Genomic DNA, 18261 nt, shown 5'->3' with positions numbered 1-18261 from the left:
TGCTGGCACGCGAACTGCTCCGGTACTGGATGACGGTCGTCGGGAGCCGTGTGTACGTACGAAGTCGGTCGTAAAAAACCTTCTCGGATCACTCGATGCGGGAGAGTTTGCCGTCGACGGCTCGCTGGGAGCGGTGGTTGACGACGACGTGTGAAAACGAGAGGACGAGAAACGCCGCGACGACGCCGGCAGCGACGCCGGCGGTCGAGACGGCCGACAGCGGCGGGAGCCCGATGACGGCAGCGCCCACGAGCGCGGCGCCGGCGACGCTGGCGGCGGCGTACCAGCGGTCCCAGCGGTCGCGCCGGTGGGCGTCGGTGTCGAGGTACATCAGGAGCAGGTCCGCGTTGTCCGAGAGTTCGATGAGACCGCGGTCCTGGTCGTAGTCGACGATGCCGGCGTCGTCCATCTTCGGCAGGTGAGTCTGGTAGAGGGCGACGTAGACGCGCTTTCGCTGGTCGGAACTGAGCGCGGAGACGGAGGTGTCGTTCTCCCAGGCGGCGATCTGTTCGGCGAGTTCGCCGAGGGTCACCGTCCCCTCGGCTTCGAGGAGGTACTCGAGGACCTCGCGTCGGCGGCGGTTCTTCAGCAGTTCGAAGATGACGTCCTTCGAGAGCCGTCCGTCGTCCTCCGCGTCGGTGACGGACGTGATCTCCTCGGGCAGCGAGGTGTCGATCGACGACATTATCGGTATCCCTCGTAGTCGGGGGGAGCGCACTGACGCCGCTGCTCGTGCCGGTTCGACGCCTCTCCCCGGGAAAGCGCCGAGAGCAACCGCTTTACCGTCGAAGGCTCGCTCGCAGTCACGATTGACACACCATTTTGGAGGCCAACGGTGAGACTCTTAAGCACGGCCACGTTTCGCACCGGCTGCAAAGCCTGTACGGGCGGACTTCCGGGCGTATCCGGGAACGACGTTCGACCGGCTGACGGCGCGCTCCGAGCGAGCGAATCGCGGCTCGAACGGGCCCGCGGTATCGAACGATTGCCCGGGCGTATCGTGGGCGTACAGCCCTGGGCAGGTCGTCGGACCCGGCGGCGTCCGCGGGGCGGTCCGGCGGCGTCGGCGTGCGGCGGTGGCAGAGACACGGCTGACGGCCTGACGGGTACGCCGTGACGAGTATAAAGTTGGCCGACGGTTCGGCGACGAAAGACCCGTTTACCCGGTGAAGACCGGATTTATCGGCGGCGGGGCCGCGAACGATGCGGACGTTTCATGTCGATCGTTCACGTCTCCCACGGTGGGCAGGGTGATCGGCGGCGGTCACCCGGCCCGCTCGTACCGATGGGACGCGGTTTCGGCGTCGTTCGCGTCCGCTCCGGGACGGCGGACGCGACGCCTGCACTCTCCGCTCTCTTTACCTCTCCGTCGGCGCGCCGTCGACTGGAGTAAGTCGGTGTTTCCCCCGAAACCATGTGAACCCCTTACAGTGGCGCGCGGATTCCCACCGGCTACTGATGACGCGGTCCCGCAGCGATCACGCCCGATACGAGTCACAGGCCGCCGCCGAGTCGGAGACGGGTCGGTGTCCGGACTGCGAGACCGACACGATCGTACACGACCCGGACCGCGGCGAACGGGTCTGTCGGGAGTGTGGCCTCGTGTTGACCGAAGATCCGATCGACTACGGTCCGGAGTGGCGCGCGTTCAACGCCGAGGAACACGATCAGCTCTCGCGCGTGGGCGCGCCGCTGACCCAGTCGATGCACGACCGGGGGCTGACGACGACCATCGACTGGCGCAACCGCGACGCCAACGGCCACTCGATGTCGGCCGACAAGCACGGCCAGCTCCACCGGCTCCGGGTCTGGCAGGAACGCATCCGCACGAAAAACGCCGGCGAGCGCAACCTGAAGTACGCCCTCTCGGAGATCGACCGGATGGTCAGCGCCCTCGGCGTCCCCACGCCGGTCAAGGAGACCGCGAGCGTCATCTACCGGCAGGCCCTGGAGCGCGACCTCATCCGGGGCCGATCGATCGAGGGGGTCGCGACCTCGGCGCTCTACACCGCCTGCCGCAAGGAGGGCATCCCGCGCAGTCTGGAGGAGGTGACCGCGGTCTCGCGGGTCGACCAGCGCGAGATCGGCCGCACATACCGCTACATCGCCGACGAACTCGACATCAACCTCGAACCGACGAACCCCCGCCAGTTCGTCCCCCGATTCTGCTCGGAACTCGACGTCGGCAAGGACGTCGAGACGAAGGCCATCGAGATCATCGACCGGACGACCGAACAGGGACTGCACTCGGGGAAGTCACCGACCGGCTACGCCGCCGCCGCGATCTACGCCGCCGGCCTGCTCTGCGACGAGACCATCCCCCAGCGGGCGGTCGCGGAGACCGCACAGACGACCGTCGTCACCGTCCGGAACCGCTACCGCGAACAGCTAGACGCCATCGACCAGGCGCCGGCTACATGATCGACCGCTCGTCCTCGCTGTAGACGTCCTCGTCGAGCAGCGCGTGCAGGTTCGAGTACGGCACGAACGCGATGAACCGGTCGTTCGCGTTGTAGAGCTCGACGCCCTGATCGTTGCGCTCGTATCGGTCACAGAGGATCTGCCCCTCCGGGAGGATCGCGCGGTACATACGTGCCCGTACGCCGGCCAGCCGCATATGGGTTCGCCCGCCGGCGGTCCGACCCCCGACCGGCCGTCGACGCCGCGCCGGACGAACGAAATCCGTTTACGACTCACGCCGATACGGTCGGGTAGTGACCGACGATCGCCCTCCACGTTCGGAGCGACCCGAGGAGCCGCCGGCGTCGAACCCGTCCGGGGACGGTCCCGACGACGGGGACGCCGCCCTCGACCTCTCGGCGTTCCACGACGCCTGTCAGCGGGCCGGCCGGCCGGTCGTGACCGCCGCCGAGGTCGCCCGCGCGCTCGACCGCTCGCAGGCGGCGGTCAGCGACGCCCTCGAAGCGCTCGCCGACCGCGGCGACGTCGAACGCCTCTCGGTCTCGACCGACCCCGTGGTCTGGTTCCCGCGCGAACTCGAGGACCTGACCGCCCGCGAGCGCGTCGTCGTCTTCCCGAAGCGCCGCGAGGTCGTCGTCGACCACCCGGACCAGTTCACCCGCGCCCAACTGTCGCAGTTCGCCCACCTCGCGGACGCCAACGGCGAGGGCGGCTACCGGTACGTCGTCCGCCCCGAGGACGTCTGGAGCGCCCCCCACGACTCCTTCGACGCGCTCGCGCGCACGATGCGACAGGCGCTCGGGCGACGGTCGGAGCGTCTGGAGGAGTGGGTACGCAGCCAGTTCGACCGCGCCCGGCAGTTCCGCCTCTACACCCACCCGGACGGCTACACGGTGCTGGCGGCCCGCAGCCCGGAGGTGATGGGCAACGTCGCCCGCGAGAAACTCGACGAGGAGCACGTCCACGCGCCGATCTCCGAGACCGAAGACTGGGTGCGCGACGGCGCGGAGGCGGCGATCAAGCGCGTCCTCTACGAGGCGGGCTACCCCGTGCGCGACGAGCGCTCGCTCGAATCGGGCGACCCCCTCGACGTCGACCTGCGCGTTCGCCTGCGGGACTACCAGCGGACGTGGGTCGACCGCTTCGAGGAGGCCGGCGAGGGGGTCTTCGTCGGCCCGCCGGGAAGCGGGAAGACCGTCGCCGCGATGGGCGCGATGGCGAGCGTCGGCGGCGAGACGCTGATCTTCGTCCCGAGCCGGGACCTCGCGCGCCAGTGGGAGGAGTCGCTGCTGGAGTTTACCTCCCTCGACCCCGAGCAGGTCGGGCAGTACCACGGCGGCGTCAAGGAACGCCGCCCGGTGACGGTCGCGACCTACCAGATCGCCGGGATGGACCGGCACCGCTCGCTGTTCGACGACCGCGAGTGGGGGCTGGTGATCTTCGACGAGTGCCAGCACGTCCCCAGCGAGGTCTACCGCCGGAGCACGCAACTGCAGTCCCGCCACCGCCTCGGGCTGTCGGCGAGCCCGATCCGCGAGGACGACCGCCAGACGGAGATCTTCACGCTCGTCGGCCCGCCGATCGGCACCGACTGGGAGGCGCTGTTCGACGCCGGCTTCGTCGCCGAACCGGAACTCGAAATCCGGTACGTGCCGTGGGGCGACGAGGAGGAGCGAAACGCCTACGGCTCGGCCGACGGCCGCGAGCGCTACCGGATCGCCGCGGAGAACTCGGGGAAAGTCGACGAGGTCCGCTACCTGCTCTCGGCGCACCCGGACGCGAAGGCGCTCGTCTTCGCCGACTACCTCGACCAGGGCCGGGAGATCGCGGCCGCCCTCGACGTCCCGTTCCTCAGCGGGGAGACGCCCCACCACGAGCGACGACGGCTGCTGGAGGAGTTCCGGACCGACGAGCGCGACCTGCTCGTCGTCTCCCGGGTCGGCGACGAGGGGATCGACCTCCCGACGGCCGACCTCGCCATCGTCGCCTCGGGACTGGGCGGGTCGCGCCGTCAGGGCACCCAGCGAGCGGGCCGGACGATGCGCCCCGCGGGAGGCGCGCTCGTCTACGTGCTCGCCACGCGGGGGACCCGCGAGGAGGAGTTCGCCCGGCGCCAGCTCCAGCACCTCGGCCGCAAGGGGATCGCGGTCCGCGAGCGGACCGTCGACGACTAGCCGACCCGGGCGCGACCGGCGAGGGTCGCGTCGGGGTCGACGGCCTCGACGTCGGCCACGTCGGCGACGCCGACGCCAGCTTCGAGTTCGCGTCTCGCGACGGCGACGTCCTCGCCGCGGTCGCCGACCGCGACGGTCACCCGGGCGCGCAGGCGGACGGTCGTGTCGTTCAGGCCGGGCGCGAGGCCGTTCATCCGGGGCTCGTCGACGCGCTCGACTGCGTCTATTCGTTCGACGATGCGTGCGGCGCCGTCGACGAGGTCGCCGGCGGCGTTGACGGGAACGCGCACGGCGAGCGTCGCGGCGACGGTTCGGCTGGTTCGTGCCATGAGTCCCTCGCCGAGAGTCGAACTCGGCGGCGGGGCTGACCCGCGCGACCCGCGAGGGAGGCCGCGCGGTCCGCTGGCCGGAGAATCGTAGACGGTGGCCACCGTCGAGGGTGGGTGGCCACGGTGAGGACGACCCGTCCGACCGAGAATACGGACCTACGCGGCGCGGACGGGGTTCGCGTCGACCGAAGTCGACGGGTTCGACCGACCCGAGACCCCGCCACGTGCGAACGGACTGGACCCGCAATACGGGTCGGCGTCCGGGACCCGCTTCGCGGCGCTACCGAGCGCCGGCGAGCGGATCGTGGAAATCGTGACGGTGGTCATGGTCGGTTCCGGTCGCCTCGGGGGCGACCGCGTACCCCACACATTCGGAGGGTCTCACATAATAGTTTCCCGCCACTGCCACTCGTTGGCAGGCCTTTCCGATCGTGTAAGCGAGGCCAATATTCAAGGTGTCCGGACGGAACTGTTCGGACGACATGACCGAGCGCCGAACGACCGGGGTGGGGGCGCCGTGAGCGAGCAGCGCGAGATCGTCGTCGGCGAGTCCGAACGCGGCAACGAGGTGACGCTGCCTGTCGTCGAGATACTGACGGGACGGGGGTTCGTCACCGGCAAGTCCGGCAGCGGGAAGTCGAACACGGCGTCGGTGATCGCCGAGGAACTGCTCGACGCCGGCTTCCCGCTCCTGATCGTCGACACCGACGGGGAGTACTACGGTCTGAAAGAGGAGTACGAGATGCTCCACGCCGGCGCCGACGAGGAGTGTGACATCCAGATCGGCCCCGAACACGCCGAGCAGATGGCGGACATCGCCCTGGAGGAGAACGTGCCGGTCATCCTCGACGTCTCCGGCTACCTCGACGAGGAGGAGGCCGACGAACTCCTGCGCGAGACGGCCCGACAGCTGTTCGTCAAGGAGAAGAAGCTCAAGAAGCCGTTCCTGCTGGTCGTCGAGGAGGTCCACGAGTACCTCCCGCAGAAAGGTGGCGGCGGCGAGACGGGCAAGATGCTGATCAAGATCGGCAAGCGCGGGCGCAAACACGGCCTCGGCATCCTCGGGATCAGCCAGCGACCGGCCGACGTCAAGAAGGACTTCATCACGCAGGCGAACTGGCTCGTCTGGCACCGGCTCACGTGGGACAACGACACGAAGGTCGTCGGCCGCATCATCGACACCGAGTACGCCGAACTCGTCTCCGACCTCGACGACGGGCAGGCGTACGTCCAGACCGACTGGACCGACGTCGACGTCCGCAAGGTGCAGTTCCGGCGCAAGCGGACGTTCGACGCCGGCGCGACGCCCGGCCTCGACGACTTCGAACGGCCCGATCTCAAGTCCGTCTCCGACGCGCTCGTCGGCGACCTCGAGGAGATATCCGAGCGCAAGCGAACCGAGGAGAGCCGGATCGAGGAACTGGAGGCCGAACTCGAACGCCGCGAGTCGCGGATCGAGGAGTTGCAGGCGGAACTCGACTCCGCCCGCGACGTCTCCGAGGCGGCCCGCCGGATGGCCGACGCGCTCAGCCAGCCGGAGACGGTCCAGAGCCAGCTTCCGGACGGCGGCGGCGGGCAGTTGCGTCGGCTCCACGACGAACTCGTCGAACTGGAGGAACGCCGCGACGAACTCCACGACGAACTGGACGACGTGCGGGCCGAACGCGACGCCCTCCGGGCCGAACGCGACGAACTCGAACGGAGACTCGACGCCCGCACCCAGCGGGTCGAGTCGCTCGAAAGCGAGAACGAGGCCCTCCGGGAGCGCCTGCGGGAACTCGCCGACACGGCGGGGACGGCAGACGAGGACGGGGCGCGGATCATCCACGGCGACGGCGACGCCCTGGAGTTCGGCTACACCGACCCCGACGCGGCGTCGACGGCCGATGACGCCGGTGCGGACGGCCTGCCGGGGATCACGGTCGCCGCCGAGGAGCGCCCGCTCTCGGAACTGCTGGAGAGCCCGCGGATCGCCGAGCGCCTCGCGAGCGCGGCCGCCGACTCGCGCTGCTCGGAGGCCGACGCCGGACGGCTCGTGACCGAACTGGTCCGCGACGGCCCGATGGAAACCGGGCGGCTCGCGCGCCGGGTCGAGCGCTCGACGGTGGCCGTCCAGAGCCTGCTCTCGGAACTGCGCACGCGTTCGGTGCTCGACCGGGTGAGCGAGGGGACCTACGCCGTCGACGACGGGTTCCTCGAAGAACTCGCGTCCCTCGAGTACGACGGCTGACCGCCGTCACCGCCGGAGCGCCGCGCCCGCCTCTTCGATCGCCGACGGCTCGACGTGCTGGTGGACCGGGAGGGCGACGACCTCGCGTGAGAGCCGCCGCGCCGTCCCGTAGGCGGGCCCGCCGCGGACCACCGCGGGGAGCCGCGGCCAGGTGTGAGCCTCGACGCCGCCGCGTTCGAGCGCCGCGAGCAGCCGCCGCGGCCGCTCGGCGCGGACGGGAAACACCTGCGGACAGATCCCCTCGGGGAGCGTCTCGTACAGCGGTTCGACGTCGGACCGGTCCCGGAGGAGTCGCCGCCAGACGCGGTAGTTCGTCCGCCTCGCGGCCCGGACCCCGGAGGGGTCGACGTCGGCGACGACGCGGGCGGTGAGCCGCGACATCCGCGTCTTCGCCGCCTCGTACCGCTCGCCCGGGTCGCCGGCGCCGCCGCGGCGGCCAGCGATGGACTCGACGGACTCCTTCACTAGCGCGTTCCGGTCGAGCAGGTCGGCCGCGAGCGACTTGAGGACGAACCGGCAGTCGCCGGCGTCGACCCCGTCGGCGACGCCGGCGAGGGCGGTCGGCTCGTAGCGGTCGGCGACGCCGTCGTCGCCGAGGTAGAGGACGGCGCCGTCGGGAACCGGGAACAGCTTCCGGAGGCTCGCGATGCCGAGGTGGCCGCGGGTGCCCAGCAGCGTCCCGTCGTGGACGCTGAGCGCCCCGTGGGCGTTGTCGTCGACGTGGTAGCAGCCGCGCTCGTCGGCGAGCGCCGCCACCGCCTCGAAGTCGGGGGTCGGGAAGCCGAAGTAGTCGACCGTGAGGACGGCGACGGTCCCCTCGTCGACGCGGGATTCGAGGTCCGCGAGGTCCGGCGAGAGGTCCGGTTCGATCGCGTAGTAACGCGCTTCGAGGCCGAGTTCGGCGAGCGGTTCGGCCACCGCGTCGGGGAGGTACGCCGGGAGGAGGACGTTCTCCCCGGGCTCGGAGAGCGGCGCGAGGCCGTCTCGTAGGGCGACCTTTCCGGAGCCGTAGCACTCGTAGGCGTCGGCGTGGACGTCGAGGAACGACCGGAGGTCCGCCGGGCGGGGCTCCGAGAGCGACCAGGCGACCAGCGAGGGCGACTCGCCGATCATCCGTTCCGGGCGCGGGAGTCGTGGTCCGGGGCGTCACCTCGCAGCGGGGAACGATCGGTCGCGGGCGGTTCCGGTGCAGGCATGGGGGGCCGTATCACGCGGCTTCCCTTAGTGATGGAGCGCGTACTCCGGTGGCCCGAGCGGCAGGCGCCGCTTACGTGCCGAACCGGGCGCTCGACGCCGCGTCGCGGCGCGAGACAGCCCGCACCTACGCGGGGACAGCGGTCGCATAACAAAGCCCGAACTGGTCTACGGTCCGCCCATGGAAGGTTCGGACGACGAGATGCGGCTCCTGGTCGTCGGCCTCGACGCGGGGTGTCGGCCGGTCCTCGAGCCGCTGTTCGAGGCGGGCGAGACGCCGACGTTGCGTCGGCTGTTCGACGTCGGGTCGACGGGACCGCTCGAGTCCCAGATCCCGCCGTGGACCGCGAGCGCCTGGCCCTCGCTGTACACCGGGAAGAACCCCGGCAAGCACGGCGTCTTCGATTTCCTCTCGTTCGACGGCTACGACTGGGACGTCGTCAACGCCACCCACGTCCGGGAGCGGGCCGTCTGGGAACTGCTGAGCGACCACGGCTTCTCGAGCGTCGTGGTCAACGTCCCCGTCACCCACCCGGCCCGCGAGTTCGACGGGGCGTTGATCCCCGGGATGACCGCGCCGGAGGACCCGCCGTGTCACCCCGAGGGGATTCTCGAAGACGTCGAGGTCGCCTGCGGCGGCTACCGGGTCTACCCCCAGAGCGGCCCGGAGCCACACGCCTCGATCGAGGGCTACGAGCGGACGATCGAACTCCGGGGGGAGGCGTTCCGGTACCTCTGTCGCCGGTTCGCCCCCGACTTCGGCTTCCTGCAGTTCCAGCAGACCGACTCGGTGTTCCACGAGCGACCGGGCGACAAGAAGGCGATCGAGGCCGTCTACCGGGCCGTCGACCGGCAACTCGCCGCGACGCTCCGCGAGGTCGACCCCGAGAACGTCCTCGTCGTCAGCGACCACGGGATCGGGAGGGTCCGCGGCCCCGAGTTCCGCGTCAACGAGTTCCTCCGCGCCCGCGGGGACGTCGCCGCCCGCAGCGGCGGCGAGGGGATGCCCACGTGGTCGCGGGCCTGGGAGAACGACCTCCTCGAGGGCGAGGACGCCGGCGACCACGAGACGGGCGCGCTCGAACGGGCGATGAACGTCGCCGCGCGGTTCGGGATCACGACCCAGCGGGTGGCGGGCGCGCTCGACACCGTCGGCCTCGCGGAACCGATCGGCCGGCGGGTCCCGAACGACTGGATCCGGGCGGCCAGCGAGCAGGTCGACTTCCCCGAGTCGCGGGCGTACGTCCGCTCGAAGAGCGAACTCGGCGTGCGGATCAACCTCGAGGGCCGCGAGCCCAGCGGGCAGGTGCCCGAATCCGAGTACGAGTCGGTCCGCGCGGACCTGATCGATGCGCTGTCGGACGTGCGGACGCCCGACGGCGAGCCGATGTTCGACGCGGTCGAGCCCCGCGAGACGTACTTCGAGGGGCCGGAGATCGGGAAGGCGCCCGATATCCTGACGGTGCCGCGGGCGTTCGACACCGCCATCGTCGCCGGCCTCGACGGCGAGCAGTTCGCCGACCCGGTCGAGCCGTGGAACCACAAGCGCACCGGCGTCGTCGCGGCGGCGGGGCCCGCCTTCGAGGAGGGGGTCTCGATCGAGGGGGCGACCATCTTCGACGTCGCGCCGACGATCTGCTCGCTGTTCGGCGTCCCCGTCGACGCCGAGATGGACGGCGGGGCGCTCTCGGTCGTCGAACCGAGCGAGCGCGCCGAGTACCCCGACTACGAGCCCGAGCCGATCACGGCCACCGACGACGCGGGCGTGGAAGATCGGCTCTCGGATCTGGGCTACCTATGAGCGTCGACGTCAGGGAACTCGACCTCGAAACGGACGCCGACGAGTGGAACCGCTACGTCGAACGCTCCCGCGGGACGAACCCCTTCTACCGCGCCGAGGCCCTCGCTTTGCAGGCCGAGGAGACGAACACGACCGCCCACGCCCTCGCCGGCTTCAAGGGTCAGGAGGCGGTCGGGCTCTTCCCCGTCTTCGCCTACCGGAAGGGGCCGATCAGGGGCGCGTTCTCGCCGCCGCCGTACGCGTGGACGTGCTACCTCGGCCCCGCGTTGCTGAACGTCGACAAGCTGAAACAGCGCAAGGCCGACCGGCGGACGCGCCGGTTCGTCGAGGGCTGTCTGGAGTGGATCGACGAGGAACTGTCGCCGATGTACAGCAAGTTCGTCGTCGCCGAGTTCGAGGACCTCCGGCCGTTCACCTGGAACGACTACGACGTTGAACCCGGCTACACCTACGTCGTCGACCTCGACGGGTCCGAGGACGACCTCCTCGGGCGGTTCAGCAGCGACGCCCGCAGCAACGTCCGCAACGCCCCCGAGGACGACTACGTCGTCACGGAGGGCGACGGCGACGACGTCGAGCGGATCGTCGAGCAGGTGCGGACGCGCTACGAGAACCAGAACCGGCCGTTCCACCTGAGCGCGTGGTTCGCCCGCTCGCTGTACGAACGACTTCCCGAGGGGACGATCCGGCCGTACGTCTGTCGGTCCGACGGCGAGTTCCTCGGGGGCATCCTCGTCGCCGAGTCCGAGACGACGCGCTACCGCTGGCAGGGCGGGGTCAAACCCGACGTCGACGTCGACCTCTCGATCAACGACCTGCTGGACTGGTACGTCATGCGCGACGGCCTCCGCGACGGGATCGACCGCTACGACCTCGTCGGCGCCGGGGTCCCGAGTATCAACCGGTACAAGGCGAAGTTCAACCCGCGGCTGGAGCCCCACTACACGATCACCGCCGGCGCGTTCGGCATCGACCTGCTGATCGATCGCTACCAGAAGATCCGGTGAGCCGACTCGAACCGCCTCGTCAGTCGGCCAGCCGGTAGACCGACTGTCTCGCGTCTTCGAGGCTGACCCGACTCGATACCAGTTCTCGATCCTCGAGTTTTCCCAGCGCGTACCGGACCGTCCGTGGACAGAGCCGGGACTCCTCGGCGATGCCCTCCTGGGTCATCGCCCCCTCGTACTCGAGGACCTTGTAGACGAGTTTCGCGCTCGGCGGCAGGTCCCCGACGGCGGGGTCTCGCTGCTCGGTGCTACCGTCCGTCTCCTGGTCGGTTGCGCTCATGGTGGCTGTCGGTGGGGAGCGGACGCCGCGTCGGCGGCGCCGTGTGGCTCCGGCCGGGGACCGCGACCGCGACGACGTCGCGGGACCGGACGCCGTTGACCTCGGTCGGAACGACGGCGCGTCGACGTAAGTACGGCGATGATCGTTCAGAAATCTAGGGGGGCGCTAACCCGGTCGCGGGCGGCCCGTGACCGGTTCCGACGGCCGGATCGAGCGTCCGACGCCGGCCGGGAGCCGTTTTAGTTGCCACATAGTAACCGTCCACGGCGGCGACCGTCCGCCATGTTCGGAACGAGCGGCATCCGCGGGACCGTCGGCGAGGACGTGACCGCCGCCCTCGCCCTCTCGGTCGGGCGGGCGGTGGGATCGGAGGGGTACGAACGCGTCGTCGTCGGGCGCGACGTCCGCGAGAGCGGCGACCTGCTCGTCGACGCGCTCGCGGCCGGCCTGCGAGAGACCGGCGCCGACGTCCTCGAAGTGGGGGTCGCGTCGACGCCGACGATCGCCCGGGCGGTCGGCTGGCTCGACGCGGACGCGGGCGTCGCCGTCACCGCCTCGCACAACCCGGCGACGGACAACGGGATCAAACTCTGGACCCCCTCGGGGAAGGCGTTCGGCCCCGACCGGCGGGCGGCGATCGCACGGCGCGTCGAGGCCGACGAGTACGACCTCCGGCCGTGGAACGACCTCGGCGCGCGCGCCGAGCGAGAGGGGGCGATCGAACACCACGCGCGCCGGATCCGGGAGGCGGTTTCGCTCCCGGAACCGCTCGAGGTCGTGGTCGACGTGGGCAACGGCGCGGGCGAGATCACCGCGTCGGTCCTCGACGACCTCGGCTGTTCGGTGACGACGCTGAACGGTCAGCCCGACGGCACCTTCCCGGGGCGGCCGAGCGAGCCGACCCGGGAGACCCTCGGGATGCTGGCGGCGGTCGTCGAGCACACCGACGCGGACCTCGGGATCGGCCACGACGGCGACGCCGACCGGACGATGGCCGTCGACGAGACCGGGACGTTCGTCCCGAAGGACGCGCTGCTCGCGCTGCTCGCCTGCGACGCCGCCGGCGATGGCGACCGCGTCGCCGCCCCGGTCGACACCAGCCTCGCCGTCGAGGACGCCCTGACGGCCCGCGGCGCGTCGCTGACCCGCACGAAGGTCGGCGACGTCTACGTCGCCGAGCGGGCGACCGACGACGGCGTCGTCTTCGGGGGCGAGCCAAGCGGGGCGTGGATCTGGCCGGAGGAGACGCTCTGCCCGGACGGGCCGCTGGCGGCCTGTCGGCTCGCCGAACTCGTCGCCGAGCGGGGGCCGCTGTCGGCGCTGGTCGGCGCGGTCGACACCTACCCCATCCGGCGGACCTCGATCGAGGTCGACGAGAAGGCCGCCGTCGTCGAGCGCCTTCGCGAGCGCGTGCTCGACCGGTACGACGACGTCGACACGTTAGACGGCGTGCGCGTCGACGCCGGGGATGGCTGGTTCCTCCTGCGCGCCAGCGGCACGGAGCCGGTGATCCGCGTCACCGCCGAGGCACGCGAGGAGCGCCGGGCCGAGGAGTTGTACGAGACGGCGACGGCGCTCGTCGCCGACGCGGCCGGCTGAGGCCCGCGTCGCTCGGGGGGACGGGATCGAACGCGACGGGAGCCGCCGAGAAAGGGAGGGCCGAGCGAGGGGTTACCGCAGTTCCTCCGGGATGAAGTCGGAGGTCTTCATCTCACGATACGTCGAACACTCCGGACAGGCGTGGACGACGTCGCGGTTGTCGCCGAAGACGCGGGCGAACTGCCGCGTGACCTGGTTACCGCAGTTGACACACCGGGGAGCGGTCGTCTTCCGGGAGGACGCCATGGGGGTCCACTTCGCGTCGGTTGGTTCCGTCGACATCACAACCGGATAGTGATAGTACGATATTTACTATAGGTAGCATAACTGCAACGGCGCGACCGTAACGACTCGTTCACCCGTGAAACTCGGCTGCGCGAACGGGGACGCGAGTCTCGCACACCCCGTTCACGTCCCGGAGAAATTCAGTCTTTCCTGAAGAAATGCCGGCTTTCAGCCGCGGTTCGGGGGCGACCGGGCGGCCCGCACTGGTCGTCGTCCGGGGTCGGTCCCGAACGCGGGTCGACCCCGGCCGGCGGGAGACGTCGGGGGACGACCCCCGAAAGTCGCCGCAGGCGGCGGTTTCGGGGGACAGTACCATCTGTATAATTATGCCCGTGTTGGATGTACGCAGTACTGATGAACGCAATCGTTCTCGCGGCGGGCGAGGGAACGCGCATCCGCCCGCTCTCGGAGTCGCTCCCGAAACCGATGCTGCCCGTCGCCGACCGGCCGCTGGTCGCCCACACCGTCGACGCGGCAGTCGACGCCGGGGCCGACGAGGTCGTCCTCGTCGTCGGCTACGAGGCCGACGCCGTCCGGGAGTACTTCGGCCCGGAGTACCGGGGGGTGCCGGTCGAGTACGCCGTCCAGGAGGAGCGGGCGGGGACGGCCGACGCCGTGAACGCGGCGCGCGAGCACCTCGACGGGCCGTTCGCGGTGCTCAACGGCGACAACCTCTACGACCCCGCGGCGATCGATCGCCTCTTCTCCGCCGCGCCGGCGGTCTGTGCCGTCGAGGTCGACGACCCCCGTAACTACGGCGTCCTCAGCACGGCCGACGGCGCCGTGACCGACATCGTCGAGAAGCCCGACGACCCGCCGACGAACCTCGCGAACGCGGGCGCGTACGCCTTCCCCGCCGAGGCGAGCGAGTGGCTCGACGTGCCCGCCAGCGAGCGCGGCGAGCGCGAGATCACCGACGTGCTGGCGCGCGTGATCGACCGGTACGCCGTCTCGCCGGTCACCCTCGACGGCTGGCTGGACGTCGGCCGGCCGTGGGAACTGCTCGCGGCCAACGAGTGGAAACTCGGCGACCTCGAGCGGCGGATCGACGGCGACGTCAGCGAGGAGGCGGTCCTCGAGGGCGACGTCGTCGTCGAGGCGGGCGCGACGGTGAAAGCGGGCGTCGTGATCGAGGGGCCGGCGCTCGTCCGCTCGGGGGCGAGCGTCGGGCCGAACGCCTACGTCCGCGGGGCGACGCTGCTCGGCGAGGACTCGACGGTCGGCCACGCGGTCGAGGTGAAAAACAGCGTCCTCTCGCGGGGGGCGACCGTCGGCCACCTCTCGTACGTCGGCGACAGCGTCCTCGGCCGGGACGTCAACTTCGGCGCCGGCACGACCGTCGCGAACCTGCGCCACGACGACGACGCCGTCCGGTTCACCGTCAAGGGCGAGCGCGTCTCGACCGGCCGGCGCAAGTTCGGCGTCGTCGCCGGCGACGGCGTCAAGACGGGCATCAACACGAGCCTCACGCCCGGGCTGAGGCTGTCGGCGGGCGCGACGACGACCCCCGGCGAGACGGTCGGCCGGGACCGGTAGAAACGGCCCTGTTGAAATCCTCCGCCGGTGACGGTTTTCAGCGGTCGTGTTGAATACGAGGCGCGAATGTGCCACGAGATTCGACTCGATTTGCGACGTTACTGACCACTACGTACAGACAAAGAATTATAACATAGTAGACTGAAATATGGGTGATGCATACACGGTGGAGCTCGTTTATCCGGAATACCACTCTCGCTACGGTACTCCTTGCAGGGGTGTACGGTCTTCGAGCGGCGGCTCCACTCGACACGCTCGAAAGCCCGTGGCGATGGTCGCTTCTCTTTCCGTCCAATCCGAAGAGGGTTACCACGATACTGGGGCTGCATTACCCGGAAGCGGTTGAGCCAGTGGTTTTTATCGCAGAACTCTTTCTTCTCGGACTGGTCGGTACCGCCGGTGCGCACCTCGTTCACCGCTGGGCAACCGACGGCTACCATACCGGGTGGCATCTCGGCGTGGCTGGTGCCCTCGGTATAGTCGGTATCCACTGGATAGAGTGGGGAATTAAATTTTCCGGAACGACCCATACCCCGATAGAACCGGTCGTTATTACGGGCGTTTCGGGGCTGATACTGCTTGGACTGGCCGGGCGGCTCGCTGGCAGTAAAACACGGAAGTGAACGCCAGACGAGTTCGATTCTACTACTTTAGCTGTCTATCTCTTCAGCATCAGTCGACGTACTGACCCGATCAATTCGATCGCCAAGAGGAACGTTGGCTGATAGCGGGTTCGGGAATCGTCGACGGGTTGGTTCAATTGCGTGAACGCCGGCGTATCGATTGAGGGCGTCCGAGAGCGCGGATTCGCCTACCCGTTCGGCGGCGTATTCGTCGGCTGCCCGGATTTGTCGCCGGGACAGCCAGAACCCAAAGAGTAGTACGCTGACCGAGAGCCCGAGTAAGAGCCATCTTGACCCAACCCCGGTCAGAGACGCAATGAGGGCGATGCCAGCCACGATCACAGTACTTACTCTGATTTCGAAGACGCGAGTGTCGAGCCGCCCTGCCTCGATCGCCAAGAGTGCAGTTGCAGTCTTATCGTCGAGCAGATCTAGGAACGTACTCGTGAGGAACAGCCGGCGATAGTTCGGTGGACCACGGACGAGCGAATTAGCTGTTTGTTCGTCGTCTGTGTCGAGGACTCTGACATCCCGGACGTCGAGGCCAGCTCTGGAACGGAGCGTCGCAATTCGGCTAGCGACGTCTTCGGTTGGTTCCCGTGTTGGGCGGAGTAGCAGAAAGAGCCACGGAGAAGCGTAGAGAAAAATGATGGCGATGGCCGCAACTCCAACTGCCAAGACGAGGGGAGATGATTCGGATGGGATTGCTTGAAGCGGGACGATCACGACTGCGAGGACGGCGCTCAATCCGATTACGTATCGCCCCATCTTCGAAAGAGCTGCGCTCGTTGTCACCTCCACATCTCGTACGTCGCGGACGCCACGTATCGTGGGTGCGTAGGCCACGAGCCAGACGAAACCTGTGGCGAGAAAGGTGATGAAATCGGTGAGGATGCTGCTGAGGAAACCCGAACCAGTGGGAAAGAGGGCTCTGATCGCAGGACCGAACCCGAGGAGGGCCAGAACGCCGTAGGATAGCAATGTAAACGGGAAGAGCACGGCCCCGTACAGCAGGCGGTACTTTCCGACAGGATTCGGGAGACGGCGGGCTACCGCACTTCCTACCGCTCCGACGAGACTTCCGATGAGAACGAGCGTGATGAGTACGGCGACTGGGGGACCAAGCGAAAGTGGTGAACTTTGGAGGGCAAGCATACGCGGGGTTTTCCTGTAACGAGTACACAATTATGTCGGACAATTCTGGATCACAGTACGGTTGCTCCCTACAGATCAAGTCAGGGGGGCGTGGGACACGACTCCATTGCGCCGAAAGCTGTACTGATATGGCTTGGTTCGACAGTGAAGAAGAGACTGAAACACTGGTTGACTCCCTGGTCGTCGACGAACGATTCCGCATCAGAAGTAGTGACAGCTGCTATTATACCGACAGGAATGGCGAGACGAGTGAAGCCAGCCCGATCACGGTCATGAGCGCGCCAGCGGCCAGGAAGACGAGGCCACTGCTCCGCCCCTCCTCTATCAGCGTGGCCTCCGACTTGTCCGAGAGGATGAAGTCACAATCGGACGTCGGCTCGTCGATTACGTACTCGCGATTGTCCCAGCCCGCCTCGGTCTCCCTAGCGGTTCCGAGGAGATAGACATCCTCGCCCGGTTCGAGTGTGCCCTCGAGGTAGCGCCGGCGCTCGCCGGTGCTCAATGGACCGATGTCGACGCCATCCGGGAGATCGAGTGCGGGCTCGTTCTCGACGTACGTGCGGATCTCTTCCGGCGGGTCGTCGCCGGCTTCGACTCTCCATTCCGACTGATCGAGGTTCAACCCGCCGTCTTCCGGGGGGTCGACCAGTACCTCGCCGGTACCGTCGTCGATGAACATGGGTTCGGCCGTCTGGTCCTCGAAGATGGTCTGCCAGTTGCCCGGGCCGTTGCCGTCCGAGTGCAATTCTTTGACCTCGACGTGGACGGCTAACGCCTCCGTCCCGTCGATGGGGGACTGCTGGAGGGTCGCATCGTCGGTCCCGTGTACAGTCCCCTTAACCTCGACCGGCCCTGGTTTCAGGTTGTGGATCGTCGTCGTCTCGGTTTCCTCCATCCGGGTGCTTTCGGCCCGCGCCGTACGGCCCTTGTTCAACGTGATCAGCCCCACCGCCACGAATACGATACTACTGAGCGAAATGACAAAACTGTTGACCATTGGTAGAGATGACCGATTATATATACTTTAAAATTCCGGGACTCACGGGAAGTAAATCAGGAGCACACTGACTCATACGAGGATGTCATAGAAGGTCTCCCACACCGTGGTCACGGTGCTGCCCGGATCGTCTCCTCGTTCGTAGTTGGTGATGGCGACGACGAGACGCGGACACAGCGCAGTCTGAACGAGGCCCAGAGGCTGTATTTACCAACAGAGTTCACTTGAGTGTGTTCTATCCGAGGAAAATCATTTCCCGGATTCTGGACGAATTTGCGTATGGAGCAGTTCGGCCCAGCACTGGTCACCGCTGGAGTGGCCCCTCTTATTCGTCCCACTCGCCGAGATGATTGGCCCCTTCGGATACGTTCTTTTCGGGGGTGGATTCCACCTTCTTGGGAGCGTGTTGACGTTTGCCCCGGGCTCCGCGGGTAGCGCCACCAGCGGAACGAATCGGAAGAACTGTCCTGAGTGTGGAACCCCGAACGAACCGGGTGCGTCGGTGTGTACGTACTGCGATACTGACCTGCCGTAACTCCACTTCACCGTCTACTCTGTCAATACGTATTCGAGAGCGCGACCGATACGCGCTATGTATTTAGCACGACTGACATATATCATCTGCCGAGA

Annotated in this window: 16 protein-coding genes; 8 read left to right on the top strand and 8 right to left on the bottom strand. The window is 68.2% G+C overall.

The window, feature by feature from the left end; translation table 11 throughout:
- Positions 1–88: 88 nt before the first annotated feature.
- Complete coding sequence (locus NKG98_RS04885; protein WP_254768542.1) at positions 89–685, bottom strand: DUF7344 domain-containing protein; 597 nt, start codon at positions 683–685, stop codon at positions 89–91.
- Positions 686–1458: 773 nt separating this feature from the next.
- Between NKG98_RS04885 and NKG98_RS04880 the strand changes: the two genes are divergently transcribed.
- Positions 1459–2421 carry a transcription initiation factor IIB gene (locus tag NKG98_RS04880; protein WP_254768541.1) on the top strand — a complete coding sequence of 321 codons (963 nt, stop codon included), beginning with the start codon at positions 1459–1461 and terminating at the stop codon, positions 2419–2421.
- Here the strand turns inward: NKG98_RS04880 and NKG98_RS04875 are convergent.
- A complete protein-coding gene (locus NKG98_RS04875; protein WP_254768540.1) occupies positions 2414–2590 on the bottom strand; it encodes a hypothetical protein in 177 nt (58 codons plus the stop codon). The two genes, NKG98_RS04880 and NKG98_RS04875, sit on opposite strands and share 8 nt — an antisense overlap.
- 124 nt (positions 2591–2714) lie before the next feature.
- On the opposite strand from NKG98_RS04875, the gene NKG98_RS04870 reads away from it, so the two are divergent.
- Positions 2715–4595: a DEAD/DEAH box helicase family protein gene (locus NKG98_RS04870; RefSeq protein ID WP_254768539.1), complete on the top strand. Its 1881-nt coding sequence runs from the start codon at positions 2715–2717 to the stop codon at positions 4593–4595.
- Here NKG98_RS04870 and NKG98_RS04865 read toward each other — a convergent pair.
- Positions 4592–4924, bottom strand: coding sequence for a hypothetical protein (locus tag NKG98_RS04865; protein ID WP_254768538.1), 333 nt, complete (start codon positions 4922–4924; stop codon positions 4592–4594). The genes NKG98_RS04870 and NKG98_RS04865 overlap by 4 nt on opposite strands.
- A gap of 517 nt (positions 4925–5441) precedes the next feature.
- On the opposite strand from NKG98_RS04865, the gene NKG98_RS04860 reads away from it, so the two are divergent.
- Positions 5442–7154 (top strand): ATP-binding protein, encoded by a 1713-nt coding sequence (locus NKG98_RS04860; RefSeq protein WP_254768537.1) that lies wholly within the window; start codon positions 5442–5444, stop codon positions 7152–7154.
- A gap of 6 nt (positions 7155–7160) precedes the next feature.
- Here NKG98_RS04860 and NKG98_RS04855 read toward each other — a convergent pair whose 3' ends face one another.
- Positions 7161–8267 (bottom strand): DegT/DnrJ/EryC1/StrS family aminotransferase, encoded by a 1107-nt coding sequence (locus NKG98_RS04855; protein WP_254768536.1) that lies wholly within the window; start codon positions 8265–8267, stop codon positions 7161–7163.
- Between the two features lie 262 nt (positions 8268–8529).
- Between NKG98_RS04855 and NKG98_RS04850 the strand changes: the two genes are divergently transcribed.
- Positions 8530–10149 (top strand): alkaline phosphatase family protein, encoded by a 1620-nt coding sequence (locus tag NKG98_RS04850; RefSeq protein ID WP_254768535.1) that lies wholly within the window; start codon positions 8530–8532, stop codon positions 10147–10149.
- Positions 10146–11156: a lipid II:glycine glycyltransferase FemX gene (locus tag NKG98_RS04845; protein WP_254768534.1), complete on the top strand. Its 1011-nt coding sequence runs from the start codon at positions 10146–10148 to the stop codon at positions 11154–11156. Before NKG98_RS04850 ends, NKG98_RS04845 begins: the two co-directional genes overlap by 4 nt.
- 19 nt (positions 11157–11175) lie before the next feature.
- On the opposite strand, the gene NKG98_RS04840 is transcribed toward NKG98_RS04845, so the two are convergent.
- Entirely contained in the window at positions 11176–11436 is a 261-nt protein-coding gene (locus NKG98_RS04840; protein ID WP_254768533.1) for a MarR family transcriptional regulator, read from the bottom strand.
- Between the two features lie 282 nt (positions 11437–11718).
- Between NKG98_RS04840 and glmM the strand changes: the two genes are divergently transcribed.
- Entirely contained in the window at positions 11719–13035 is a 1317-nt protein-coding gene (gene glmM / locus NKG98_RS04835) for a phosphoglucosamine mutase (RefSeq protein WP_254768532.1), read from the top strand.
- Positions 13036–13107: 72 nt separating this feature from the next.
- Here the strand turns inward: glmM and NKG98_RS04830 are convergent, their stop codons facing one another.
- A complete protein-coding gene (locus NKG98_RS04830) occupies positions 13108–13317 on the bottom strand; it encodes a DUF7563 family protein (protein ID WP_254768531.1) in 210 nt (69 codons plus the stop codon).
- A 357-nt stretch (positions 13318–13674) separates the two neighbouring features.
- On the opposite strand from NKG98_RS04830, the gene glmU reads away from it, so the two are divergent.
- Positions 13675–14856 (top strand): bifunctional sugar-1-phosphate nucleotidylyltransferase/acetyltransferase, encoded by a 1182-nt coding sequence (gene glmU, locus NKG98_RS04825; protein ID WP_254768530.1) that lies wholly within the window; start codon positions 13675–13677, stop codon positions 14854–14856.
- 155 nt (positions 14857–15011) lie between these two features.
- On the top strand, positions 15012–15479 hold the full coding sequence (locus NKG98_RS04820; protein ID WP_254768529.1) for a hypothetical protein: 468 nt from the start codon (positions 15012–15014) through the stop codon (positions 15477–15479).
- Positions 15480–15506: 27 nt separating this feature from the next.
- Here NKG98_RS04820 and NKG98_RS04815 read toward each other — a convergent pair whose 3' ends face one another.
- Positions 15507–16634 (bottom strand): M48 family metalloprotease, encoded by a 1128-nt coding sequence (locus tag NKG98_RS04815; protein WP_254768528.1) that lies wholly within the window; start codon positions 16632–16634, stop codon positions 15507–15509.
- 223 nt (positions 16635–16857) lie between these two features.
- Positions 16858–17589: an E3 ubiquitin ligase family protein gene (locus tag NKG98_RS04810; protein ID WP_254768527.1), complete on the bottom strand. Its 732-nt coding sequence runs from the start codon at positions 17587–17589 to the stop codon at positions 16858–16860.
- Positions 17590–18261 lie beyond the last annotated feature (672 nt).

The sequence above is a fragment of the Salinilacihabitans rarus genome (assembly GCF_024296665.1).
Classification (GTDB): domain Archaea; phylum Halobacteriota; class Halobacteria; order Halobacteriales; family Natrialbaceae; genus Salinilacihabitans; species Salinilacihabitans rarus.
The sequence above is the reverse complement of the archived record's forward strand: the minus strand, read 5'-3'. Positions and strand labels throughout refer to the sequence as shown.

Coding starts and splice junctions, on each gene's coding strand:
- NKG98_RS04855 (WP_254768536.1), bottom strand. CDS start 8,267: ATGATCGGCGAGTCGCCCTCGCTGGTCGCCTGGTCGCTCTCGGAGCCC.
- NKG98_RS04840 (WP_254768533.1), bottom strand. CDS start 11,436: ATGAGCGCAACCGACCAGGAGACGGACGGTAGCACCGAGCAGCGAGAC.
- glmU (WP_254768530.1), top strand. CDS start 13,675: ATGAACGCAATCGTTCTCGCGGCGGGCGAGGGAACGCGCATCCGCCCG.
- NKG98_RS04820 (WP_254768529.1), top strand. CDS start 15,012: ATGCATACACGGTGGAGCTCGTTTATCCGGAATACCACTCTCGCTACG.
- NKG98_RS04830 (WP_254768531.1), bottom strand. CDS start 13,317: ATGTCGACGGAACCAACCGACGCGAAGTGGACCCCCATGGCGTCCTCC.
- NKG98_RS04815 (WP_254768528.1), bottom strand. CDS start 16,634: ATGCTTGCCCTCCAAAGTTCACCACTTTCGCTTGGTCCCCCAGTCGCC.
- NKG98_RS04885 (WP_254768542.1), bottom strand. CDS start 685: ATGTCGTCGATCGACACCTCGCTGCCCGAGGAGATCACGTCCGTCACC.
- NKG98_RS04880 (WP_254768541.1), top strand. CDS start 1,459: ATGACGCGGTCCCGCAGCGATCACGCCCGATACGAGTCACAGGCCGCC.
- NKG98_RS04875 (WP_254768540.1), bottom strand. CDS start 2,590: ATGTACCGCGCGATCCTCCCGGAGGGGCAGATCCTCTGTGACCGATAC.
- NKG98_RS04845 (WP_254768534.1), top strand. CDS start 10,146: ATGAGCGTCGACGTCAGGGAACTCGACCTCGAAACGGACGCCGACGAG.
- NKG98_RS04850 (WP_254768535.1), top strand. CDS start 8,530: ATGGAAGGTTCGGACGACGAGATGCGGCTCCTGGTCGTCGGCCTCGAC.
- NKG98_RS04865 (WP_254768538.1), bottom strand. CDS start 4,924: ATGGCACGAACCAGCCGAACCGTCGCCGCGACGCTCGCCGTGCGCGTT.
- glmM (WP_254768532.1), top strand. CDS start 11,719: ATGTTCGGAACGAGCGGCATCCGCGGGACCGTCGGCGAGGACGTGACC.